Annotated in this window: 20 protein-coding genes and 4 pseudogenes; 9 read left to right on the forward strand and 15 right to left on the reverse strand. The window is 58.0% G+C overall.

Features of this window, described 5'->3' with window-relative positions:
• Nucleotides 1-381, reverse strand: a 381-nt coding sequence (locus HF327_RS12475) for a ParA family protein (RefSeq protein WP_198460487.1), incomplete at its 3' end; no start/stop codon positions are given.
• Between the two features lie 276 nt (nucleotides 382-657).
• The gene (locus HF327_RS12480; protein WP_198460488.1) at nucleotides 658-1641 is read right to left on the reverse strand and encodes a DNA-binding protein; all 984 of its coding nucleotides are present in this window, start codon (nucleotides 1639-1641) and stop codon (nucleotides 658-660) included.
• Nucleotides 1642-1985: 344 nt separating this feature from the next.
• Between HF327_RS12480 and HF327_RS12485 the strand changes: the two genes are divergently transcribed.
• Nucleotides 1986-3119, forward strand: coding sequence for a site-specific integrase (locus HF327_RS12485; RefSeq protein ID WP_198460489.1), 1134 nt, complete (start codon nucleotides 1986-1988; stop codon nucleotides 3117-3119).
• Nucleotides 3120-3249: 130 nt separating this feature from the next.
• Here HF327_RS12485 and HF327_RS12490 read toward each other — a convergent pair whose 3' ends face one another.
• Nucleotides 3250-4146, reverse strand: a complete 897-nt coding sequence (locus tag HF327_RS12490; protein ID WP_198460490.1) for an alpha/beta hydrolase — start codon at nucleotides 4144-4146, stop codon at nucleotides 3250-3252.
• 221 nt (nucleotides 4147-4367) lie between these two features.
• On the opposite strand from HF327_RS12490, the gene HF327_RS12495 reads away from it, so the two are divergent.
• Entirely contained in the window at nucleotides 4368-5465 is a 1098-nt protein-coding gene (locus tag HF327_RS12495; protein WP_236024170.1) for an OmpP1/FadL family transporter, read from the forward strand.
• 76 nt (nucleotides 5466-5541) lie between these two features.
• Here the strand turns inward: HF327_RS12495 and HF327_RS12500 are convergent, their stop codons facing one another.
• From HF327_RS12500 to HF327_RS12530, 8 genes and pseudogenes are all read right to left on the reverse strand, one after another.
• Nucleotides 5542-6006 (reverse strand): VOC family protein, encoded by a 465-nt coding sequence (locus tag HF327_RS12500; protein WP_198460491.1) that lies wholly within the window; start codon nucleotides 6004-6006, stop codon nucleotides 5542-5544.
• 68 nt (nucleotides 6007-6074) lie between these two features.
• A pseudogene (locus tag HF327_RS22415) lies at nucleotides 6075-6155 on the reverse strand (YdcF family protein); the annotation flags it as partial.
• An 81-nt stretch (nucleotides 6156-6236) separates the two neighbouring features.
• A complete protein-coding gene (gene tnpC / locus HF327_RS12505) occupies nucleotides 6237-6584 on the reverse strand; it encodes a Tn3 family transposase post-transcriptional regulator TnpC (RefSeq protein ID WP_198460492.1) in 348 nt (115 codons plus the stop codon).
• Complete coding sequence (locus tag HF327_RS12510; RefSeq protein WP_198460493.1) at nucleotides 6581-9619, reverse strand: Tn3 family transposase; 3039 nt, start codon at nucleotides 9617-9619, stop codon at nucleotides 6581-6583. The genes tnpC and HF327_RS12510 overlap by 4 nt, the downstream gene beginning before the upstream one ends.
• A gap of 450 nt (nucleotides 9620-10069) precedes the next feature.
• The gene (locus HF327_RS12515; RefSeq protein ID WP_198460494.1) at nucleotides 10070-10450 is read right to left on the reverse strand and encodes a rhodanese-like domain-containing protein; all 381 of its coding nucleotides are present in this window, start codon (nucleotides 10448-10450) and stop codon (nucleotides 10070-10072) included.
• 106 nt (nucleotides 10451-10556) lie between these two features.
• On the reverse strand, nucleotides 10557-10970 hold the full coding sequence (locus HF327_RS12520; RefSeq protein WP_028600961.1) for a DsrE family protein: 414 nt from the start codon (nucleotides 10968-10970) through the stop codon (nucleotides 10557-10559).
• A gap of 380 nt (nucleotides 10971-11350) precedes the next feature.
• On the reverse strand, nucleotides 11351-11542 hold the full coding sequence (locus HF327_RS12525; protein ID WP_028600946.1) for a YgaP family membrane protein: 192 nt from the start codon (nucleotides 11540-11542) through the stop codon (nucleotides 11351-11353).
• Nucleotides 11543-11595: 53 nt separating this feature from the next.
• Entirely contained in the window at nucleotides 11596-12480 is an 885-nt protein-coding gene (locus HF327_RS12530; RefSeq protein ID WP_166312333.1) for an MBL fold metallo-hydrolase, read from the reverse strand.
• A gap of 117 nt (nucleotides 12481-12597) precedes the next feature.
• Between HF327_RS12530 and HF327_RS12535 the strand changes: the two genes are divergently transcribed.
• The 7 genes and pseudogenes from HF327_RS12535 to HF327_RS22090 all read left to right on the forward strand — a co-directional run.
• Nucleotides 12598-12918 (forward strand): ArsR/SmtB family transcription factor, encoded by a 321-nt coding sequence (locus HF327_RS12535; protein ID WP_008903065.1) that lies wholly within the window; start codon nucleotides 12598-12600, stop codon nucleotides 12916-12918.
• Nucleotides 12919-12921: 3 nt separating this feature from the next.
• Nucleotides 12922-13359, forward strand: coding sequence for a YeeE/YedE family protein (locus HF327_RS12540; protein ID WP_166312334.1), 438 nt, complete (start codon nucleotides 12922-12924; stop codon nucleotides 13357-13359).
• A gap of 11 nt (nucleotides 13360-13370) precedes the next feature.
• Nucleotides 13371-13805: a YeeE/YedE family protein gene (locus tag HF327_RS12545; protein WP_198460495.1), complete on the forward strand. Its 435-nt coding sequence runs from the start codon at nucleotides 13371-13373 to the stop codon at nucleotides 13803-13805.
• Between the two features lies 1 nt (nucleotide 13806).
• A complete protein-coding gene (locus HF327_RS12550) occupies nucleotides 13807-14238 on the forward strand; it encodes a TIGR01244 family sulfur transferase (protein ID WP_240939623.1) in 432 nt (143 codons plus the stop codon).
• Nucleotides 14239-14293: 55 nt separating this feature from the next.
• Nucleotides 14294-16006, forward strand: coding sequence for a SulP family inorganic anion transporter (locus tag HF327_RS12555; RefSeq protein WP_236024171.1), 1713 nt, complete (start codon nucleotides 14294-14296; stop codon nucleotides 16004-16006).
• Between the two features lie 69 nt (nucleotides 16007-16075).
• Nucleotides 16076-17698: pseudogene (locus HF327_RS12560) on the forward strand (methyl-accepting chemotaxis protein); the annotation flags it as partial.
• Nucleotides 17699-17791: 93 nt separating this feature from the next.
• Nucleotides 17792-18220: pseudogene (locus HF327_RS22090) on the forward strand (CZB domain-containing protein); the annotation flags it as partial.
• A gap of 34 nt (nucleotides 18221-18254) precedes the next feature.
• On the opposite strand, the pseudogene HF327_RS12565 reads toward HF327_RS22090, so the two are convergent.
• From HF327_RS12565 to HF327_RS12580, 4 genes and pseudogenes are all read right to left on the reverse strand, one after another.
• A pseudogene (locus tag HF327_RS12565) lies at nucleotides 18255-21224 on the reverse strand (Tn3 family transposase).
• A gap of 2 nt (nucleotides 21225-21226) precedes the next feature.
• The gene (locus HF327_RS12570; protein WP_034377874.1) at nucleotides 21227-21784 is read right to left on the reverse strand and encodes a recombinase family protein; all 558 of its coding nucleotides are present in this window, start codon (nucleotides 21782-21784) and stop codon (nucleotides 21227-21229) included.
• Between the two features lie 130 nt (nucleotides 21785-21914).
• A complete protein-coding gene (locus HF327_RS12575) occupies nucleotides 21915-23402 on the reverse strand; it encodes an efflux transporter outer membrane subunit (protein WP_198460497.1) in 1488 nt (495 codons plus the stop codon).
• Nucleotides 23389-23862: a cytochrome c gene (locus tag HF327_RS12580; RefSeq protein ID WP_198460498.1), complete on the reverse strand. Its 474-nt coding sequence runs from the start codon at nucleotides 23860-23862 to the stop codon at nucleotides 23389-23391. The genes HF327_RS12575 and HF327_RS12580 overlap by 14 nt, the downstream gene beginning before the upstream one ends.
• Nucleotides 23863-23873 lie beyond the last annotated feature (11 nt).

Consider the following 23873-nt stretch of genomic DNA (forward strand, 5'->3'; position numbering starts at 1 on the left):
GTTCTTAAAACTGAACTGCATGCTCACTGGATTGCGATTGGCCATCCAGACCTGCAAAGAGGAGTCCTTGGCATCAGAGCGAACGATATGCAGGCAACCGCCCTCGCTCTTCGGTGCCTTGTCAAGCTTGCCTTGATAGGAAGTCGGTGGCAGTTGGCAATGCGAGATGCAGTCCTGGGTCAGTGCACCAGACTGCACCAACTGGGTGAGCCCAAAAGGAGCCTTGTGAGAAAGCTCGTAATAACGCGAGAGCGACGGCTGGATGTCCCCGTCGATAAGCAGCACACGGAAACCGATATCGTGCAGCAGGCCGCCCAGATTCGCGACTGTGGTGGTCTTGCCGACTCCGCCCTTGGAAGCCAGAACAGTGATTGTGAACATTGAAATTCCTCGTTGAATGGTTGTTGATCCATCCAACGAAGTGATTTGTTCATGCTCGCTGCGGGTAGAGATCCAGTCTTAGGAACAGCCAGGCAGACCGTGACAAGACGAACTTCGATGCATCCTTGCCGACACTGAAAAGTCAAGCAAATATAGCGTTACTACACGTAATATGTGTCAGAAAATATACATCGTATCTAGAAGACTGAGTACTTGAAAAAACCAATAAAACTTTAGCCGTCTTCGGTTGTGTTGGCTTGCTCCGCGCTCTGCCTTCTATCGCAACGTACGGCGGTTGATCGACCGGCGTGTTGCCGCCAAATTGCTGCGACGACTAGCTACTTGAGCTGTATTGGGGTCCATTGCAGCAGGAGCACTGGACAAACGTTGCTGCGCCTCCAGCAAACTCTTAAGGTCAGCCGCACGTTCTTGGGCAAGTGCAGCTGTGTTTTGTGTGGTTTGCAGTTGTGTGTGTAAGTTCAAAATTTCCTGCTCGGATTGTTCGAAACGGTTTTGCAGCTCCTGATACCTGGACTCCGCCTTGCGCTCTTGTTCTTGCTGAACTTTGCGGGCAGCGGTTAGTTCCTGGCGGGCGCGATCTACTTCGTTGAGCATGTGGCGCTCGTTGCCTGCGTATTGCTCAGCCATGCGCTGACGCTCTGCGGCAGCGGACTGGATTTCTTCACTGTGCTTTTGCTGCTGCAGATCACGCTGACGCACAGCGCTGCTGAGTTCTTCGCGGAACTCTTCCAGACGCTGATCACGGTCTTGCAGTTGCTGCTGCATTTCATCCAGTCGGCGAGCCAGGTCTTGCGCTTGGTTTTGCGCAGCTTGCAATGCCTGATTCATGGCCTCTTTCTGCGCCTGCATAGTGGCTTCGCGTTGTACCAGCTGTTCTTGCTGAGCCACAAATTCTTGCTCTTGCGCTTTCAATTCAGCTTCGCGCTGGGCTAATGCCATGGCGGCTGACTTTTTCGCCTCTTCCTGAGCGCTGTCCCACAACTCCTGCGCCAAGCGCTGAACTGGGTCTGGCACGGACTTCAGCACGGATGGGTCTTGCTCGCCAGCAACCCCCAATCTGTGTCCCAGCGTTGCAAACCAGGTCTCCAGCATCGGGCTGACCGTATTGGGAGAGCCGCGTCCTATGTGCTGGCGCACGCGCTCAATGGTCGGGCGCAGGCCTTGGGCGATCAAAGCGTCTGCCGCAGCCCAGACATCGGACTCTTGCACGCCTCGCGACGTTGTTTTTGCTGTATTCATACCAATACTCAATATTACTAACGATAAGTGATTGTTATCGTGATTTATAACACATAACATGTAATGCACATTACATGTTATGTGTTAAATATTACATATGAAATTTTCATACAGATGAAAACGTACATTACAGCGTTTTGTATCCATGAATACAGCCACTGCGGCTGTTTTAGTCTTTTAGATGGGAAAATTTTTCGGCGTTTCTCAATGTCGCGCTCAATAAAGGTGCTCCATGCGTTGCGCTGAGCAAGCCAAGAACCAGAGGTGCGGCGCTTGAAGAGCAATGTGAAGCCGAGGCTGCACAAACTCCTCTACCAAGATGCTCGCGCGGTGAAAATACCGATATGAATTCCCGCAAGCGCTCACCCTTCCCAGCCCCTGTGGCTTTTCACTCTGATGGCCCGCCTGCGTCTGATGCAATGACATCGCCGCTAGCACTCCAGGCGCATCAAGCCATCAAGGAATTGATGCATGAAGGCGAATCTGCCAACACCCGCAGCAGCTACCAAAGCGCCATGCGCTACTGGGCGGCCTGGCATGTGCTGCGTCTGAGTCAGCCCATGCAGTTGCCGCTAAGCGTGGCGTGCGTGCTGCAGTTTGTGATTGACCATGCTCAGCGCCAAACCGCTCTGGGCCTGCAAAGCGAGATGCCGGAATCAGTGGATGAGGCCTTGGTTGCCTCTGGCTACAAGGGGAAAAAAGGCCCGCCTTCGCACAACACCCTGGTGCATCGCATGGCTGTGCTCTCCAAAGCGCATCAGGTGCATGCCCTGCCCAACCCTTGCCAGGATGGTGCAGTCAAAGAGCTGATGTCGCGCACTCGCAAGGCCTACGCTCGCCGCGGCGAGCTACCTCAGAAAAAAGAGGCTCTGACGCGTGATGTACTGCAAGAGCTGCTGGACACCTGCGACGACAGCCTGCGCGGACTGCGCGACCGGGCGCTTTTGCTGTTTGCCTGGGCCAGCGGCGGCCGCCGTCGCTCTGAAGTGGCAGGTGCCGATATGCGCTATTTGCGGGCCGTAAGTGACAGCGCATTTATATACACGCTGGTGCACAGCAAGACCAACCAGAGCGGCACAGATGCGCCCGAGAATCACAAGCCCGTGACCGGGCGCGCCGCCTCAGCGCTCAAGGCCTGGCTGAATGCTGCACAAATCACAGAAGGCGCGATTTTTCGGCGCATTCGCAAGGGGGGCCATGTGGCCGAGCCTTTGAGCCCGGCTGCCGTGCGCAATATCGTCAAAGAGCGCTGCGCGCTGGCGGGTGTAGAAGGCGATTTTTCTGCGCACTCGCTGCGCTCCGGCTTTGTTACCGAGGCGGGGCGCCAGAATGTGCCGCTGCCGGACACCATGGCGCTGACGGGGCACCACAGCGTCAACACCGTGCTGGGCTACTACCGGGCTGACACCGCCTTGCAGAACCGCGCAGCGAATTTGCTGGATGCGGAAGTTCCCTCGAAAAAGCAAGCCGCCGAATAGCGCTTGAGATTCGCCAGCGCGGCCATTGATATGTCATGACTTAGCCAGGGCACTTCAGAACTGCCTGCGGCTTCGCCCAGTGCAAGTCAAAGCCTCCGCCTTCGGTGTTGTCCGCAGCTCTTGCCCAGAGCTATCTGTTCGGGCTCAATCCCATCAATTCCAAGGCCGTTTGATGCACGATGGACTGAGGATCTGCCAGCAGGAGCGGCAGATCAAAGTGATTCGTTCCGGGCGCCTCCACCCACTGACCCGGTAAACAGCGTGCCTGCCATGCAGCCAGATACTCGCGCGACTGGCGCTTGAATTCCGTGGTTTCATGCTCGCCGCAGCTCACACGCAACTGGCATTGTCCATGCGTACTGGTGTCGGGCAACTGAAAACGCGGGCTGTTGCGCATGGCGCTGGCATCGTCCAGCCGCATCCATGTGTTCACATGGGTGTTCAGCAGCGGCTGCAGATCAAACAGTCCGCTCAAGGCGAAAGCGGATGCTGGCGTGGCCGCAGCTGGCAGGTCATGGTCTTCCTGCCAGCCCTTGGCCAGCAGCATTCCCACTAGGTGCCCACCTGCAGAGCTGCCGCAGACACAGATATTGCGCGCATCGCCGCCATAGATCGCAATATTCCGAACCACCCAGGCATAAGCCTGGCGCACCTGGTCCACGATATGGTCCAGCGTGACGACTGGCACCAGATCGTAGTCGGGCACGACGACGATGGCTCCTGCCTGCGTCAACGCTGGGGCCATGAATGCCGAGTCATTCTTGCTCAAGGCCTTCCAGTAACCGCCGTGAATGAATATGAAAACAGGAGCGGCCTGCGCTTGACCCGCCTGGGCTTGCGGCAGATAAACATCTAAAACATCGGATGCTCTGGGGCTGTAACGCTGGTTGCGAATGGCATTGGGCAGCGCAAAGGCGGCCTGGCTGTCTTGGGCATAGCGCTCCATATAGGCCAGCGGATCCTGAACGCTGGCACGAGCGTTGTATTGGCGGTCGAAATAGGTTTGTGCGTCCTCGAAGGATGTCATGGCATGGTTCTTATGCAGGATGTGGCGCTGCGCGAGGTCTGAGATAACTCTACGGAGCCGACGGCAAGGATGGCACCCTCTTCTGTCGTCGCTCAACAGCCGAAAAACCACAGCAATAGCGCAGTCAGGCCACGACATTTATTGGTGCAGCACTTTCTGACATCAAGATACTTAAAATTACATCTTGCGGCCCGAGCGACGCCGTGATTAGGAGACAAAAGTTGGGCAGTACAAGAATAGCAGCTGGCTGCGCAGCCCTGGCATTGGGCAGCGCTGCACAGGCAGGCGGACTGGATAGAACCGGACAGAATCTTTCGGCCTTGTTTAGCCAGGGCAATGTCATCAGCATTGACGTTCACCGCGCCCGACCGGACATCGAGGGCCGCGATGCGCTGGGGCGATCCACGGGGCAAGTGGCGGACGCGTACACGCAATGGGGCTTTGCCTACAAGCAAGACTTGAACCCGCAAACCTCGATGCTGATCATGCTGACTCACCCCTTCGGACTGGATATTGGCTATGACCGCCATCAGTCTCCGCTGCTGGGCGGCACCGAAGCCCGCGTCAACACGCATGAGCTGCTGGGCGCGCTGCGCTACCGCTGGAACGAGCAATGGGGCGTGCATGGCGGCCTGCGAATGCAGCGCTCCGAAGGGAAGGTGGGGTTTGGAGGGCGAATCTTTGGCGGCGCCAGTGGCTACCACGTGGATTTTCGTCCCAGCACCGAGCCGGGCTACCTGCTGGGTCTGAGCTATGAGCGCCCCGATATTGCCTTGCGCATTGCCGGCACCTATTACTCGGCCATCCACCACAAGATGAGCACGCTTGAGAACGTGCTGCCGATGACGACCTCCACCTCATCGACCTCGCCCCAGAGCTTCAACCTCGATGCGCAGGTGGCGATTGCCTCCAATACGCTGCTGTTTGGACAGATTCGCTGGACGCAGTGGAGCAAGTTCAGGCTCAGCCCCCTGGTGTTTGCGTCGCAGACCGGTGGCGGCAGCCTGGCCGACCTGGAAGACACGACGACCTACTCACTGGGTCTGGGGCAGAAGCTGTCTTCGCAATGGACGGGGTTTGCCGCCGTGTCCTACGATCGCAAGAACCATACCAACGCCCTCTCCGCCTTGCGACCCACCAACGGGCGCACGGGCTATATGCTGGGTGTCAACTACCAGGGGCAAGACTTCAAACTCACGCCATGGATCAGCTACCAGTGCCTGGGCGCCGCTGATATTTCGATTGCCAATCGAACCATCGCCAGATTTGGAGACAGCGCGGTCAAGGTGTTTGGCGTCACCCTGGACTACGCTTTTTAAAAAGCACCTCCCCAAATACACAAAGGGTTCAGGCAGCAACGCCTGAACCCTTTGTCCGTTGAGCGCAAAGACCGGCTTAGCTCAGTGCCGCAATCACATCGGCGGGCGCCTGCACCAGCTCAATCAGCACGCCCTCGCCTGCGATCGGAAATTCATCATTGCTCTTGGGGTGCAGAAAAGTGATGTCATAACCCGCCGCGCCCTTGCGAATGCCACCGGGGGCAAAGCGCACGCCGTTGGCGCTCAGCCATTCCACGGCTTTGGGCAGATCGTCGATCCACAGACCGATGTGGTTGAGCGGCGTGGCATGCACGGCAGGCTTTTTGTCGATGTCCATGGGCTGCATGATGTCGACCTCCACCTTCATCGCGCCCTTGCCCATGGCCAGGATGTCTTCATCGACATTTTCGCGCTCGCTTTGGAAGGTGCCGGTCTGCTCCAGACCCAGCATGTCTACCCACAGCTTTTTCATGCGGCCCTTGTCGGTGCCGCCGATGGCGACTTGCTGAATGCCCAGAACCTTGAAAGGACGATTGCTCATAGAAGACTCCTCGATTGATAGCTGCAAGCACTTGTTAATTAAGCATTGCAGCCGGTTTTACTCAATTTTTAAACCTCACCCAGCAGCCAGCTGCTAGCCATGGCGAAGTACTCTCTCAGCCACGCGTTAAAGCGCGTCGCCAAGGGTGTGAGGGTAAGCCGGGATAAAGCCAGTTTTGACTCATAAGCCTTTTGGTTATGTGAAATCGTTTCTTTATTCAAACTAGAAGCTCAATTGGTCACGTGTAGTGTTTCCAGCGGTTCAATCAGCTTCACCCATTCCTGCAGCGTAGCGATTGTTTGACGGATCTCTGAAGATGCTTCTAAAGCCAGTTCGGGCAAGCTCTCTTCCGCAGAGCCTGACAAACCGGCCCCGTTGACCACCACGTGCGCCATTCCGTGAAGCCGTAGTAGTACGTCCCGAAGACCGTCCTGGCCTCGTGCGTTTCCCACAATTCTGTCTAGCTGTTCAACTGCACGCAGCAGTTTTGAGGTGTCGTAAGTGCTCTGTAGCCGTGTCAGCGCTGCCTTGTCCAGCCGACCATAGGCCGTGAGGGCGGTGGTTTCTGGATCACTCATGCTCCAGCTCCCTTTTGGCCGGCTCGCTGCCCCTCCGCTGCCACTGCAGCTGCAGCAGCTCGTGCACGCCTAGCCGCCTCACGAAACTGTGATTCCTTGACCCAGGGCTCCGGGGGCCGCTTCAGGTCGAGGTGATAGTTGCCAAACCGCTTGATACCCGAGGTCATGTAGGGACTCAGGTACTCAACGTCGGCCGCAGAAACCAGCTCCCCATCTGCGTACATTTCCTGCAACACCCGCATCATGTCCACCGTGTTTTGCAGGATCACCGATGAGGCAACGAGATCGATGAAGCGCACCCGCTTTTGTTGCTCGTTCGGATCGTTCTCATTGATCACGTCGCCGCCGAAGTCCAGCCATTTTGTGAAGGCATGGTATGACTCGATCTTGTTGGTCGTTGCGCTCACCTCCTGTCGCATTTCCTTGCTGGAAATCCAACGCAGCAGGTAGACCGTGCGCAGCACGCGGCCAAGTTCGCGTGCCGCAGCAAACAGTCGGTTGTGACGCCCTTCTTGGCTGAGCTTACGCAACAGCATCGGTGAGGCGATTTTTCCGGCCTGGATCGATATCGATACCTGCATCAGATCTCGCCAATGGTCGCGGATGAGCTTCCAGTCCACGACGTCGCTGAATAGGCGGTCGATATGCCGGAACCGCATCCCCTTCTCGGGGCGATAGAAACGCAGATCCTTCCAGTTTCGGATGCGCGGCATCAGTTGGATACCCGCCAGGTGCGTGAAGGCGAACACCGTTTCCGACTGGCCATGGGTGTCCGAGTACACGGTATCGGCCTGAACGCTCAAGCCTGCCTTCATCAGGCCCTCGATAACGTAGACAGCTTCCAGTACCCCTGGTGGTATGAAGTGGCGAAAAACCGCGATGTAGTTGTCGGCGACATGCCGATAGGCCACAGCCCCCATGCGCCGATACCGGAAATGCATGCCCACCAGCAGGTTCTGGTCGTAGAAGTCGTGCTGGGTGCCATCTGCCGCAACCTTTTTGCCGTCGCCCCACAGCTTGGGCAACTCAAGCCGCAGATACAGTTCGGTCAGATCCCGGCAGGCGTTGTCCAATTGGTCCAGGCTCATGTGCCGCTGGTTGGCATAGGACAGTTGATGTGGTGTCACACCGTTGGAAAGATGACGCGCTGCCTGGTTGGGTCCCAGGTTGCAGCCCATGGCGAACACTGTGAGCAAGTATCGCTCGCGTGGGTTGCGAAGTTTGGGATCGTCGCCGGACTGCGGCCCAAAGTTACGGGTGAATCCTGTCCAGTGCTCGATGTTGGCGAGAACATCCAGCAGGTTGCGAGGGGCTGTGCGATTTTCGATAGCGGCATGTAGTGCGATGGCCGAGGCCGGCACCTCCCGGGCAACAACACGCCGCAGCGTCGGCTCACCGTTGGCACCGATCACCACGTCTCCAGCATGTTGCGGAAACTCATCATCGATTTTCTTGGCCGTCTCGGTGAGCAATTGCTTGAGCCCGTCTACGAAATCACCCGCAGTGGCGGGTATCCCAATCCGGTCGCAATAGGTTGGCAGCTGCGCTTCGCACTCATTCCAAGGCAGCAATTGCAAGCGGTAGTCGGCAAATGACTCTGAGCCTTCGATGCACACATCGCCAGAACGAAGATCACCGCTCAAATAGCTGAACACGCAAACTTCGAGATAGCGATGGTTAGTCGGGTGCCCCAGCCCATGAGAACGGCGCACCAGCTTGCGCCAGCGTTCGGAGGCGAACGAAAGCGCCAAGTCATCCTCGATCCACTCCACTTTGCGATGTTCATTGGCCAGCACGACCTGCAGGGCATCCAGCAGACTGCGGTCCTGAGTAGCAGCCTCAAAGCGCAACGCCTTGGCCATCCGGAACATCGCCGCTCGCCAACTGCTGAATGCCTTCCAGACCAGCGGCAGATGATTGCCGCCGCTCCACACACGGATGGCCTCACAGTCCATCGTCAGTTGATCCAGGCTGCCGTGCGGGGCAAGCAGATCTCGAACGCGCTGCCCGGTACTCGCGTCATCCAGGTTTTCTGCGAGGATCTCCAGCACCTGCTCCAGCGTGGCAACGAGTTCTTCGCTCAGCTCACGTTGGCGAGACTGAATGACCTGCAGTTCTTCTCTGGCGGTCTTGTGGATGGCTCCGATGCGGCGAATGAACATTTCGGCCACATCGTCGCGGGCCCTCACGCGCATCTGTCGGATCAATGCCAGGATCAATGTGTAGCGCTTGGCGGGCAGCAAGTCCTTCATGTCGCCCGCATCGAGCGCCGATGCCATGCCTGCCATGTAGTTCAGCTTGGTGACCGGAACGCCATCGAGCAACGCATCGCTGTCAGGCAGGGACTCAAGCCAGGTCAATTGGTCGAGTAGCAAATCGAGATGCTTACGCGAGGCTTTTTTGGCCGATTTCTTGATCTGGTTGTACAGAGTTCGCCGTACCGGCAATTCGGACTCTAACAACCGGTCAAGCCATGCTCGCTGGGCCGAATTCAAGCGCTGGTTGATTCGCTCGTGCAACGAGGCTTCCGCAGCCGAGTGGGCTTGTTCGGAGATTTCGTCGAGCGTGCGAAACACCGGAAGCTCGTAACCCAGCCGCACCAACTCTTCGATAGTGATGTTGATGATGTCAACGCGGGTCTCCACGACACTGGCAACCTGCTGGGCTATCTGGATAGCCAGCGTTCGTGTTTGTCCGTCTGTGTAGGGCTTCACGCCGAGCAGTTCTCGAATCGCTTTGTGGTGGCGATACAGCGTGGCGAGCGAAGCGAATTCGATCTTGTCAGTTGGTGTCAGACCGAGCGTTGCAGAAACATGCTCGATAACCTCGGCTGGAATCGCTTCGAGCGCTGGGAAGTGCCGCAGGAATTCGAAGCATTTGAGCAGCACGAGGATGGCCAGGCGGCGTTCTGGAGTGCGCGAGTGTTGGTGGGCCCATTCGATTTCTTCAGGTCTCGGGGTGAAGGAGGCCTGGAGATCCTTGAGTGTCAGCGTTCGAGGAAATCGAGGGTACGCAGTACGTTCAATGCTCGCCATAGCACGGAGCTCCCGCAAGGCAGGGTTGGTCTGGGAACACAGCCTATCCGATGTCGCCCGGTAGCTGCGCAAACATCGGTGTTGGACTGAGCGGTACCCGTCAGGGGTTTGAATTTTGGCGTGACATACGTTGGCGCTGCTATTGTCCAAAGATTGGTGCTGCGCTGTAGTGTCCGATCGAAGGTTACGGTGTTAACCCTGCAATCGCCGCCCATGGCCCGCAAGATAGTCACGCTTGCTTGTGCAGTTTCATAGCTGAATTTGGCCGCGGAAGTAGCCCTGCCGTCCTTACAGGTAACAATGTGGCAGGCGTTACCATGTTGATCGAATCTCTCGCCCCTGGGAATAAGCGAATTTGAGATTAAGTCGAGAGCAACATCGTCGACAACCGGTGTTGACCCCCACACAAGACAGTTAGGCTTGCGTGGAAATCAATGCCGTGCGAACTTATCAGTCAAAAGTCGGCTGAGACGCCTTAATAACCGCGCCACCCCCCGCAACCCAGGCGTCATAGCCACCTGCCATTGAAACTACATGAAGGTATCCCATGCTTTGCATGGTGGCTGCGGCAAGCGCGGAACGTCCGCCCGTCTTGCAGTACAGCAATGCGCTAATGTCTCGTCGCTCCAATTCCGGCGTCCCTGACAACTTGAACTCGAGCAAACCCCGCGGAATGTTGATGGATCCAGCCAAATGCCCCGCTGCGTATTCATCCGCCTCACGAACGTCGATGATTACTTCAACTGAGCGAAGAGCATCTTGAGCATGCTCGACGGCTACCTCGGTGCATTGAGCCTTCGCGGCGAGGACGAGATCGTGTGCTGTTTTCATAGGTTTGCAATGAGAATAGGTTGAGACGGACAAAGTGTGGATCGTGTAGAAAGCACTGAACGTAGCCTCGAAGGGGATCAGTCAAACGATTTCCCTCGATACGCTTTCAGAAAGCGAGGGTTCGCACGCCAGGTTTGAGGAGATGGGCAGCGACTTCGGCGGGTTTTGCCGGGGTCACACCTGTGAGCAAGTCGGCGGGCTGACGACCCGTGTTTGGCAAGTAAAGCGCACACACCTCTACCTTAGCTCCGGCTTTGATTAAGCCTTGAAGCATTTGTTGCGGTGTGACGTTGCGCGGTTTGAGGCTGGGCATGGTCTGGCCATTGACCGCGATATCACCGGCTGCGTCACACAGCAGCACGCGCACGTCGACCTTCTGTTCTAGCGCTTGTCCGGCAAGGACGAGACCTGCGCCCTGTGCCATGGCTGCGCCCGAATGTATGGATACAAACAACTCGTCGGCCTGCGCCACGAGGGCTGTTGACATAAGGATGGTGGTGATCAGGAAAGACTTCTTCATGGTGTGGAACTCCAGTGGGTTGGAAAAACAAACGCGGGGAAAAAAGAGACGAAGTGCGAATTCAACGGTGTGGTGCGGGCACGTGAAGCTGATTTCAAGGTGCCTGAATCGCTGCGGGAAGCCCCAACGCCAAGCGAAGTTCGGTGGAATTGCGTACCGCATCGAGGCGCGTAATGCGGCCATCTTCAAGTCGTAGCAAGGTGGCTGCACCTGGCTAGCGGGGTAGATCGGCGATCTGGGTCACTTCATTGGCATCTCGCACCAGGGCGATCGAGAAAGGAAGTGATCGAAGCTTGGGAAGCGCGAACATGCAGTTTGGGCGAATGTGCTCAAGGGGCATTCACCCTGATGGGCAGATCGGACTCAGCCCTCCTTACAACTCACTTCTTCAGTGAGCAGGTGTTGAAGCCGAAGATGGCATAGGGTGGACACCAGCCGATCAGGCCAGTGAGTAAGGGCACGACACCCAGGTAGCCCCACATGCCGATGGTGTTGGTAGCCGCACCCGCAATCAAGGCCAGCCCGATGAGGATGCGCAATGTGCGATCAATGCCGCCGACGTTCTTGGTCATGGTAATTCTCCAAAAGTAAAAATGGATGGCTAAATAGCCATGTGCGCACTTGATCAAAGTGCGTTCAAGGGGATCTTCAGGTACGCGACGCCGTTGTCTTCTTTGGGCGGCAGCTCGCCAGCGCGGATGTTCACTTGAACCGATGGAAGGATCAAGGTGGGCATCTCCAGGGTGGCATCGCGCTTCGTACGCATGGTCACGAATTCGTCTTCGCTCACGCCATCATGCACGTGGATGTTTTTAGCGCGCTGTTCCGCCACCGTCGTCTCGAAAGCCACCGGTCGGTCGTTGGGAGGGTAGTCGTGGCACATGAAGAGTCGTGTTTCTGGTGGCAGGCTCAGCAGCTTGCGGGTGGATGCGTAAAGCGCGCGGGCGTCGCCGCCTGGGAAGTCGCAACGCGCAGTGCCCACGTCTGGCATGAAGAGGGTGTCGCCCACAAACACCGCATCACCAAAGCGATAGGCAGCGCAGGCTGGCGTGTGACCTGGCACGAACATCACCTCACCAGACAACATGCCCAATGGGATGCTTTCTCCCTCCTGGAAAAGATGGTCGAACTGCGAGCCATCCTGTTTGAAACTCGGCTCCAGATTGAAAACGCCCTTGAACACCTTTTGAACTGCAGTGATGTTGCCACCAATGCCGATTTGGCCGCCGAGCTGCGCCCGCAAGTACGGTGCGGCCGAAAGGTGATCAGCGTGTGCGTGAGTTTCTAGGATCCATCGCACCTTGAGCTGATGGGTGCGCACATAGTCGATCACCTTGTCAGCAGAGGTATGCGTTGTGCGGCCCGATTTCGGGTCGTAGTCGAGCACTGAATCGATGATCGCTGCTTCGCTGCCTGGGCCGTTGTGCACAACATAGGACACCGTCCAGGTGGCGGGGTCGAACATTCCATGCACATGGGGCTGAGGGGTTGATGTCGGGGCGGTTGTCATGAGCGGCTCCTTTTTAAATAAGCTGAAGATAATATATTGACAGATAGTTTGTTTGTCAATATATTATTGCTATCGAATGAAAAGTCTTAGGCCACCACACCCCAGAAAGAAGCACCGATGAAGAACTCCGTGATGGACTTGGAACAAATGCAGTTGGCCGCGGACAGGGCCTGCCGAGTGATGAAGGTGCTGGCCAACCCAGACCGGCTGCTCATCCTGTGCCAACTCTCGCAGGGCGAACGCCGGGTTGGTGAGCTTGAAGAGTTGCTGGGCATCGTGCAGCCCACCTTGTCGCAGCAACTAACCGTGTTGCGCGATGAGGAACTGGTGAGCACCCGCCGTGAAGGCAAAAACATCCACTACGCATTGACCAGCCCCAAAGCGCTGGCCGTGATGCAGGTGCTGTACGAACAATTTTGTGTTTGTGAAACGGAGTGAGTCATGACGATTGATTGGGTCAATTTCACGCCCTGGGCTTCGCTGTCCGGCGGCATCCTGCTGGGCGTAGCCTCCGCCTTCTTCATCCTGGTCAATGGCCGGGTGCTAGGCATCAGCGGCATCCTGGGTGGCCTGTTACCACCTAAGCTGGGAGACGCCGGCTGGCGAATCGCCTTCCTGCTGGGCATGCTGGCCGCACCGCTCGTGTACGGCTTGCTGGCGCCTGCCGACTTTGTGCAGGCGCCACGCATCAACGCCGGTTTCCCTACCATCGTGGGCGCTGGACTACTGGTGGGTCTGGGCACCCGCTACGGCTCGGGCTGCACCAGCGGGCACGGCGTCTGCGGTCTTTCGCGCCTGTCACCCCGCTCACTGGTGGCCACACTCGCGTTCATGGGTGCGGGTTTCACCATGGTATTCGTGGTTCGCCACGTTCTGTAAGGAGCATCTACATGCACCGCATCACCGAGTTCTTTGTGGGCCTACTGTTCGGCCTGGGCCTGCTGCTCTCCGGCATGACCGACCCGGCAAAAGTGCTGGGCTTCCTCGACCTATTCGGCATTTGGGACCCTTCGTTGGCCTTCGTCATGGGAGGCGCGATTGCCGTGGGCTTTTTCGCCTTTGCGCTGGCGCGCAAGCGAACCACCAACTTCATGGGCGGTGCCCTGCACCTACCGAAGTCAACGCAGATCGACAAGCGCCTGCTCATCGGCGGCCTGACTTTTGGTGCGGGCTGGGGGCTGGCAGGTTTCTGCCCTGGTCCGGGTATCGTGTCAATGGGCTCGGGCGAATTGAAGGCTGCGGTTTTCGTGGCGGCCATGCTCTTGGGCATGGTAATTTTTGAAATCGCCGAGCGCGCATGCTCGAGTCGACGTATGGGAGCGTGAGGTGACGCCTTTCAACGCCATACCCCCATACGACATCTTGTCGGTCATTGGGCAAATCTCTCCGGACGACCTTCAGGCGATTGCTGCCGCCGGCTTCAAATCCCTAGTCTGTAACCGTCCTGATGGTGAAAGCTCAGGGCAGTTCAGCTCACAGGATATTGCGACGGCTGCACACGCAGTTGGACTGAAGCTGGCCTATCTGCCCTTCGTCTCGGGTAGCGTTCGCGCGCAGGACGGACGCGATTTTGGTGACTTGCTGACACAGTTGCCTGGCCCTGTGCTGGCCTTCTGCCGCAACGGTACACGATCAGCCTTGCTTTGGGCGCTTTCGCAAGTGGGTTCAACGCCCTGGCCAGATCTCGTACATCGGGCCGCCCAGGCCGGATTCAACCTAACCAGTTTGGTACCACCCGTGCCGCCATCGAAGTCGTGATGTTTAACGCCTACGCAGGTATCTTTCGATGATCACAATGCCATCCTGGCGCCGCATGTTGCCTTCACTGCCTGTGTTGCAATGGGGGCGAGCGTACAACCGCGAGGCTCTGGTGAGTGATAGCGTGGCTGCACTCATCGTCACCATCATGTTGATCCCTCAGAGCCTCGCCTACGCCATGCTCGCGGGCTTGCCGCCCGAGGTGGGTCTTTACGCCAGCGTTGCGCCGCTACTGCTATATGCGGTGTTCGGTACCAGCCGCGTGCTTGCGGTGGGGCCGGTGGCGGTGGTCTCGCTCATGACAGCTGCTGCCATCGGACAACATGCCCCGGCTGGTACACCCGAATACTGGGCAGTAGCCATCACGCTGGCTTTTCTTTCGGGCCTGCTGCTGCTGTCCATGGGGTTGCTACGTCTTGGCTTTCTTGCCAACTTCCTCAGCCATCCGGTCATCTCAGGCTTCATTTCGGCATCGGGCATCCTGATCGCGGCCAGCCAGCTCAAGACGTTGATGGGTGTGAGCGCCGAAGGGCACAATTTCCTGGATCTGAGCCTGTCCTTGATGTCACAGCTCGGCCAGGTGCATGTGCTGACCCTGGCCATTGGAGCGGTAACCGTCGCATTTTTGTTCTGGGTGCGCAGCGGTCTCAAACCTTTGCTGCAGCGATTGGGCATGAAGCCGCGCGCGGCCGACGTGGCGGCCAAGACTGGGCCGGTGGCTGCCATCGCCGTGACAACGCTGCTCACCTGGGCGCTGGACTGGCAAGTTCAAGGCGTGAAGATCGTGGGCGCCGTGCCTCAGGGTTTACCGCCGTTCACGCTGCCTCTGTGGGATCTAGGCCTGTGGCAGGCGCTGCTAGTGCCGGCGCTGCTCATCAGCGTGGTCGGCTTTGTGGAGTCGGTATCGGTCGGGCAGACGCTAGCGGCCAAACGGCGCCAGCGCATCGAGCCCGACCAGGAGCTGGTAGCACTCGGGTCGAGCAACCTCTCGGCGGCCTTAACCGGTGGCTTCCCGGTCACGGGTGGCTTTGCACGCTCGGTAGTTAATTTTGACGCTGGGGCGCAAACACCCGCTGCCGGCGTATTCACCGCAGCCGGTATCACACTGGCCTCGATGTTTCTTACCCCCGTACTGTACTACCTGCCACAGGCTACGTTAGCCGCCACCATCGTGGTAGCGGTACTCTCGTTGGTGGATTTCAGCATCCTTCGCAAGACTTGGAACTACGCGAAGTCCGACTTTTCTGCAGTTGTGGCCACGCTGGTGGCCACCCTCACTGTGGGCGTTGAGACTGGGCTGATTCTGGGGGTAGGAGTATCCCTGGCGCTCTATCTCTACCGCACCAGTCGCCCGCACATGGCCGAGGTGGGTCTTGTCGTCGGCTCCGAGCATTTCCGCAATGTGCAGCGCCATGCAGTGGCGGTGAGCCCACGGGTGCTGAGCCTGCGAGTGGACGAAAGCCTGTACTTCGCCAACTCACGCGCGCTGGAAGACCGCATCAACAGCACCGTTGCCAGCCGCCACGGGTTGGTGCACGTGATATTGCAGTGCTCGGCCATCAACGATATTGATGCGAGTGCACTGGAAAGCTTGGAAGCTATCGATCTGCGCTTACGCGGGGCTGGTGTGCGGCTCCATCTCTCAGAAGTCAAGGGCCCCGTGATGGACCGTTTGAGAAAAACCGAATTTCTGAATGGCCTCAGCGGGCAGGTGTTCCTTTCCCACTATCAAGCTATCGCAGAACTGGCGCCTGAATTGATCGCCTGATTGCCCCATGCGACATCTATCCGGCAAGGCCGCATAGCTGCATCAATAAGCCTTTTATAGAGAGACACGATGAACTACCTCAAAATTGGTACTCGCTTGGGATTGGCATTTGGCCTCCTTCTTTTGATCACGGCCTTGATTGCCACTTTCGGCGTTTGGCGTCTTTCGACCCTCAAAGAAGCCACCGTGCGCATTTCATCCATAGAAATTGAGCGCAATGAGTTAGCCATGAATTGGAAGGCCGCCATTGATTTGAACTGGGCACGAGCCTCAGCGGCGCTCAAAACATCGGATGCTGCGTACATCTCATCATTGGGCGCGGAGATGGCTGCCACCACCAAGGAGGTGACTGAAGGACAAAAGAAGTTGGAAGCGCTGATGGAGGGAGCCAAGAGCAAGGAGTTGTTGGCCAATGTGGCGGCGGCTCGCAAGACCTACCTCGCTGTACGGGCCAAGTTGCTGGAGCGCAAGAAAGCCGGAGAAGACGTTTTTGCACAGGTGGATAGCGAGTTACGCCCGCTGGCGCAGAACTACATTAACGCACTTGAAGCTGTCACTAAATACACCCATGACGAACTGATTGCGCTTGAGAAGTCTGTTCTGACGGCAGCTGTCACAAGCCAGTGGACGCTGGGCGTCGGTGCAGGAGTGTCCTTGCTGCTGGGGCTGCTGTTTGCCGTGTGGGCCACGCGTTCCATCACCACCCCGGTGCAGCGCGCGGTAGAGGCCGCAGAGGAAATCAGCCGGGGCAATTTGTCGATCGACATCGACGCCCAGGGTAAGGACGAGCCTGCCCGCCTGCTGCACGCCCTGGCGGAGATGCAGCAAAGCCTGTCGCGCATCGTGGGCCATGTGCGTGAAGGCTCTGAGAACGTGGAGACGGCCTCGTCAGAAATTGCCCAGGGCAACAACGACCTGAGTGCGCGCACAGAGCAACAAGCCAGTGCCTTGCAGCAGACCGCTGCATCCATGGAGCAACTCAATTCCACCGTGCGCCAGAATCCGGACAACGCCCGCCAAGCCAACCAATTGGCCATGAGCGCCTCTACGGTGGCCGTGCATGGCGGCGAGGTGGTGGGCCAGGTGGTTGAAACCATGAAGGGTATCAATGAGAGCTCACGCAAGATCAGCGACATCATAGCGTCATTGATGGCATTGCCTTCCAGACCAACATTCTTGCGCTGAACGCCGCCGTGGAAGCTGCTCGCGCGGGTGAGCAAGGCCGCGGCTTTGCCGTGGTGGCCAGTGAGGTCCGCAATCTGGCAGGCCGATCAGCCGACGCGGCCAAGGAAATCAAGAGTCTCATCACTGCCAGCGTAGAGCGGGTCGAACAAGGCACCGTGCTCGTTGATCAGGCGGGGGGCAACCATGACAGAAGTCGTCACCGCCATCCGTAGCGTGACCGATATCATGGGCGAGATCAGTGCTGCCAGCAACGAACAAAGCCAGGGCGTGAGCCAAGTGGGCGAAGCTGTGACACAGATGGACCAAGTCACTCAGCAGAACGCGGCCTTGGTGGAAGAAATGGCCGCAGCGGCTGGCAGCCTTAACGGCCAAGCGCAAGACTTGGTTAGCACCGTGGCGTTCTTCAAGTTGTCACCTGCCGATGAGCAACGCGCGCAGGCCCGCCGTGCACAGGCTGCGGCACCACGTGCGCACTTTGCGCCGACCCGCGTGGCTGCACCAGCAACTAAGGCCTTTGGTCGCATTGCAGATGATAGCGGGCACGGCGGCACCTCTTTGGGCGTGAATCTGGACAACGCCATTCAGTCCCATGCCAACTGGCGTGCCAGGTTGCGTACCGCTGTTGCTAAGAGAGAAACTCTTGATGCTGACACTCTTTTTAAAGACGATTGCTGTGATCTTGGCGAGTGGCTGTATGGCGCCGGTGGATCGAAATACAGCGGCAAGCCATCCTTTGTGAATCTGCTGGAATCGCATCGTCAATTTCACCAAGAAGCAGGTAAGGTGGCGCACCTGATCAACCAGGGTGCTTACGAAGAAGCCGAAAAACAGTTGGAGAACAACACGGGCTTCTCCAAAGCGTCCCAAAAATTGGGTACGGCCGTAATTCAGTTGGCCAAGGAGCTGAAGGTCAAGATGGCGGCTGCGTCCGCTCCCAAGGCGGCTGCGCCCGTGCGCCAAGCGCCGTTCAACAGTGCGGCCAAGCCTAAGGCGGCCGGAGGCGCAGATGGGGACTGGGAATCTTTTTAATGGGGTCGTCTCAGAAAACGGAAAATAAAGCACGCTAAGCCGGTGGCAGCGGTCGCAATGGCCTGAACTTCCCCGCACCGACCTTGGCACTGCTGCGCCATAGGTAATCGCCGGTCAGGTTGATATGCTCCCACCCCAGCGGTGACAGATATTGCAGCAACGTGTCGTCCAGCGCCTTGCCGTGGGCACGCAAAGCACTGGTGGCACGCTCCAGATAGACCGTGTTCCACAACACGATGGCCGCCGTCACCAGATTGAGGCCGCTGGCCCGGTAGCGCTGCTGCTCAAAACTGCGGTCGCGGATTTCACCCAATCGGTAGAAAAAGACGGCCCTGGCCAGCGCGTTGCGCGCCTCGCCCTTATTCAGCCCCGCATGGACGCGGCGGCGCAGCTCCACGCTTTGCAGCCAATCCAGAATGAACAGCGTGCGCTCGATGCGCCCCAGCTCGCGCAGGGCGACGGCCAAGCCGTTTTGGCGCGGATAGCTGCCGAGCTTGCGCAGCATCAGCGAGGCCGTCACCGTGCCCTGCTTGATCGAAGTGGCCAGCCGTAGGATTTCATCCCAATGAGCGCGAATAGCCTTGATGTTCAGCCTGTCGCTGCTAATCATCGGCTTGAGTGCATCGTAGGCAGTATCGCCCTTGCGAATGAACAGCTTGGTGTCGCCCAGGTCGCGGATGCGCGGCGCGAACCGGAATCCCAGAAAGTGCATCAGGCCGAACACATGATCGGTGAAGCCCGCTGTGTCGGTGTAGTGTTCCTCGATACGCAAGTCAGACTCGTGGTACAGCAGGCCATCGAGCACATAGGTCGAGTCGCGCAAGCCGACGTTGACCACCTTGGCGCTGAAAGGCGCGTATTGGTCGGATATGTGAGTGTAGAAAGTCCGTCCTGGGCTGCTGCCATATTTCGGGTTGATGTGTCCCGTGCTCTCGGCCTTGCGACCAGTTCTGAAATTCTGGCCATCTGACGATGATGTGGTGCCATCGCCCCAGTTTTCGGCGAAAGGTTGTCGAAACTGCGCATTCACCAGCTCGGCCAGTGCCGTCGAATACGTTTCATCCCGGATGTGCCAAGCTTGCAGCCACGACAGTTTGGCGTAGGTCGTGCCAGGGCAGGACTCAGCCATTTTGGTGAGTCCAAGATTGATGCCATCAGCCAGGATAGTCGTCAGCAGCAAGGTTTTGTCCTTGGCCGTGTCGCCGGTCTTCAGGTGCGTGAAATGCCGGGTGAAGCCTGTCCACTCATCAACTTCCATCAGCAGTTCGGTAATTTTTACGTGTGGCAGCAGCATCGCCGACTGGTCGATTATGGCTTGTGCAGTCTCCGGCACTGCCGCGTCCAGCGGCGTGATCTTCAGGCCGGACTCGGTAATGATGGCATCCGGCAGATCATTGGCCGCAGCCATGCGGTTGACGGTGGCAAGCTGCAGTTCCAGCAATGCCAGTCGGCCGTGCAAATACTGATCGCAATCGGTGGCCACTGCTAGCGGCAATTCGTTGCCCAGCTTCAAGGTGGTGAATTTCTCGACCGGTACTAGGTACTCATCGAAGTCCTTGAACTGCCGCGAACCCTGCACCCAGACATCTCCTGAGCGCAGCGCGTTCTTCAGCTCCGACAGGGCGCACAGCTCGTAGTAACGCCGGTCAATGCCATCGTCCGTGAGCACCAATTTGGCCCAGCGCGGTTTGATGAATACGGTCGGCGCGTCGCCGGGCACCTTGCGGGCGTTGTCGCTATTCATATCGCGAAGCACCTCGATGGCATCGAGTACGCCCTTGGCGGCTGGCGCCGCCCGAAGCTTGAGTACGTCCAGGAACTGCGGCGCGTAACGGCGCAACGTAGCGTAGCTTTCACCGATGCGATGCAGAAAGTCGAAACTCTCCGGTTGCGCGAGCTTTTGCGCCTCCGTGACGCTGGCTGCGAAGGTATCCCACGGCATTACTGCCTCGATGGCGGCGAACGGATCGCCGCCGCTCTGTTTGGCTTCCAGCAAGGCTTGGCCGATGCGGCCATACATCCGCACCTTGTCATTGATCGCCTTACCGGAAGCCTGAAACTGCTACTGATGCTTGTTTTTGGCGGCGTTAAATAGTTTGCCAATGATGCGGTCGTGCAGGTCGATGATTTCGTCGGTGACGGTAGCTATGCCTTCAATGGCCAGCGAAACCAGAGTGGCATAGCGTCGTTGCACCTCGAATTTGGCCAAGTCGGCGGGTGTCATCTGTCCGCCCTCTCGGGCGATCTTGAGCAGGCGGTTCTGGTGAACTTGTCGCTCGATGCCTGCGGGAAGGTCAAGCGCCTGCCAAGCCTTGAGGCGCTCGATATGTTCAAGCATATGCCGAGAGTTCGGCTTGATGGGCGACTGGCGCAGCCATGCCAGCCACGTCAATTTGCTGCCGTCCTTGCGCTTGAGAAGTTCATCTAGGCGCTGACGGTGGTGCGACAACAAAGAATCGGTCAACGCCGCGTAAATTCGCCGGTTGGCACGGGTGATGGCCTCGGCGCTCGCGCGCTCGATGGCATTCATGGCGGGCAGGATGATGCTATGCCGCCGCAGGTTTACGACAAGGGCGCTGGCCAGCACAATGCCTTTGTCGGTCTGCAAGGCCAGTTCGGTCAATGTATGGACGGCTTGCCGGTAGTGGCTCATGGTGAAGGGCTTGAATCCGAACACCGTTTGCAACTCAACCAAGTGCTCCCGCCGTGTCTGCTCGCGCTGACCATACTCGTTCCAGCTTTCCACTGGCACCTTGAGTTGTGCGGCCACCATGCGCAACAAGGGCTGAAACGGAAGCTCATCGATGCCCAAAAAGATGCCGGGAAATCGTAAGTAGCAAAGTTGCACAGCGAAGCCCAATCGATTTGCGGGGCCACGGTGCTGGCGGATGATCGACAGATCAGTCTCGTTGAACGTGTACTGCCGGATCAGTTCGTCTTTGGCATCTGGCAGTGCCAGTAGGCTTTCGCGTTCGGTGGCGGACAGGATTGAGCGGCGCGGCATGGTCAGTCCTCCCGCAGGTACTGGTACAGGGTTTCGCGGCTGATGCCGAAGTCACGGGCCACCAAGGTTTTTTGATCGCCAGCCGCGACTCGCCGTTTCAACTCGGTAATCTGTTCGCTGTTTAGCGATTTCTTTCGTCCCCGGTAGGCGCCACGCTGTTTGGCAAGCGCGATCCCCTCGCGCTGGCGTTCGCGGATCAGTGCGCGCTCGAACTCCGCAAAAGCCCCCATGACCGACAGCATCAGGTTGGCCATCGGTGAGTCATCGCCGGTGAACGCCAGCCCTTCTTTAACAAACTCCATGCGCACGCCTCGTTGTGTCAGCCCCTGAACGATGCGGCGCAGGTCATCAAGGTTGCGTGCCAGCCTGTCCATGCTGTGCACCACCACGGTATCACCCTCGCGGACGAAGGCCAGCAGCCTTTCAAGTTCGGGACGTTGCGTGTCCTTGCCGGAAGCCTTATCGGTGAAGACCTTACCGACATCGATTTGCTCCAGTTGCCGATCAGGGTTCTGGTCGAAGCTGCTGACGCGGACATAGCCAATGCGTTGACCTTGCAAGATGCCTCCAAAGGTGAAAGTGTCAGGATGAAATCTATTACCCTTGGCAGCTTGTGTCAATAAATGCAAACTGTAATTCTATTCTGACGTAGTTTGCGCCCAGCATCTGACATCAGGTTAGGGTATAGCCTTAACTGACACCACCTCCCAGGGCCTGATATAAAGCAACACTATCGACTAGGCGTTGTGCCTGGGCCGAAACCATATTGATCCGGATTGACTGTGCCTGTTGCTGCGCGATGAGCAGTTGCAGGTAGCTGGCCGCGCCCAGCCGGTATTGCCGCTCGACCGACTGCAAGGAGGCCTGTGCAGCCATATCAGCGGCAGCGAGGGCAGTCAAAGTTTGTGCATCGCTTTCCACCGCGCGCAGGGTGTCGGCGACGTTACGCAAAGACTCCAACACGACGCTCTGGTAATTGGCTGCGGCGGCATCAAAAGCGGCGAGCGCCGCTCTTTTTTCAGCGGGTAGCCCTGGATTAAAAAGAGGCTGGGTGAGCTGCGCAACCAGGCCCAACACTGCCGAGCCACCACCGAACAGGGCACCGGTGGTCAGCGCTTGAGAGCCAAGGTTGGCGCTCAGGTTGATCTGTGGGTAGAGCTTGGCGATAGCCACACCATAGTCTGCATTGGCCGCATGCAACAGCGCCTCTGACGCCTGGATATCCGGTCGGCGGCGCACCAGTTCTGAGGGCACGACGAGCGGCATCTCGACGGGCAGAGTGAAATCGGCCAGAGTGAAGGCTGGGATGCCACCCGTGCCTGGGGCACGACCGGCTAGCACCGCCAGTAGATGTTCGGTTTGTTGCAGTTGTTTACGCAGCGCAGGCAGTTCTGCCCGCGTTTGCTCCGCCTGAGCTTGTAGGCTCAACGCTTCATCAGGTGAGGCCTGACCGATACGCACGCGTTCATGGGCTAGGCGCAGTTGCTCATCCTGCACGCGCAAAATGGCAGTAGTGGCTTCTAGTTGCGCGGCGAGGCGTGCTCGGGTAATGGCAGCGGTTGCCATGTTGCCGGCAAGGGCCAGGCGCGCAGCATTCAGTTCGAAGCGACGGTAGTCGGCGCGAGCAGCCAAGGCTTCGAGTGCGCGCCGGTTGCCGCCAGCCAGATCGAGGTTGTAATGCACGCCAACGCTGGCGTTGTAGAGGCTGAATTGACGTGCGTCTCCGCTCAACCCTTGGCTACTGGGACTCATTTGCTGGCGCTGAGATCCCAGTGCGACATCTACCTGTGGATATTGCGTCGAGCCCGCCTGTGCGGCAAGAAGCTCCTGCGCCTGTCGCAAATTGGCGCTGATGCTCGCCAGCGTCGGGCTGACATGGAAAGCTTCGTTGATCAGTCCGTCGAGTGTGGATGAACCCAAGCTTTGCCACCATTGCGTTTCGATCGGAAGCCCTTCGACTAGACGTTGTGTTTCGCCGAACTGCGTGGGAGCGGACGCGGTTCTATCAGCTACCGGTGTTGCAGTGTAGCGAGCCACATCGGGTGCGGTGGGACGCTGAAAATCAGGGCCGGCGGCGCAGCCGGCCAGACCGGCGGTGACCAGACCAGCTACTAGGTAAGTTGCCGCAAGCCGTCTTTCGAGGCTGATGGGGCGCTGGCATGTTTTAGCGTGCTCCATAAAAATGCTCCACGAAAGGTTTACGGAAAGCTTGGTGGCAGCCCAAGCAGCTGTCCTGCACGTGGGCGAATGATTGGATCACCGCCTTGCCGTCGCTGCTCGCAGCAGCAAGCTTCATGGCCAGCGCCGCCTCGTGAGTCTGCGCGTCAAAGTTTCTGAACTTGGTCGCATCAGCGCCGAGGTAAGCAAGGATGCGCATTTTTTCAGTAAGCGGTGGCTCGGGGTGTGCAGCAACTTTTGGGGCGAGCTGAACGACCTGAACCCATTCCTCCTGCGAAATCGCACCGGTAATAGCCGGCATGTTGCGCCCGAGTTCCTGCATGATCTTGCGTAGCGCCAGTGGCTCAATCTGGGTAGCGTCACCAGCCCAAGCGGGCAACTGAAAACCCCATAAAAGCAGGCAGGCCGTAACGGTCAGGGTGATAGTTCCAAATGCGTGGCTGTGTTTGCGGTGGGTCATGAAATTCTCCT

It is taken from the genome of Comamonas suwonensis, from assembly GCF_012844455.2.
Lineage (GTDB): Bacteria > Pseudomonadota > Gammaproteobacteria > Burkholderiales > Burkholderiaceae_C > Comamonas > Comamonas suwonensis.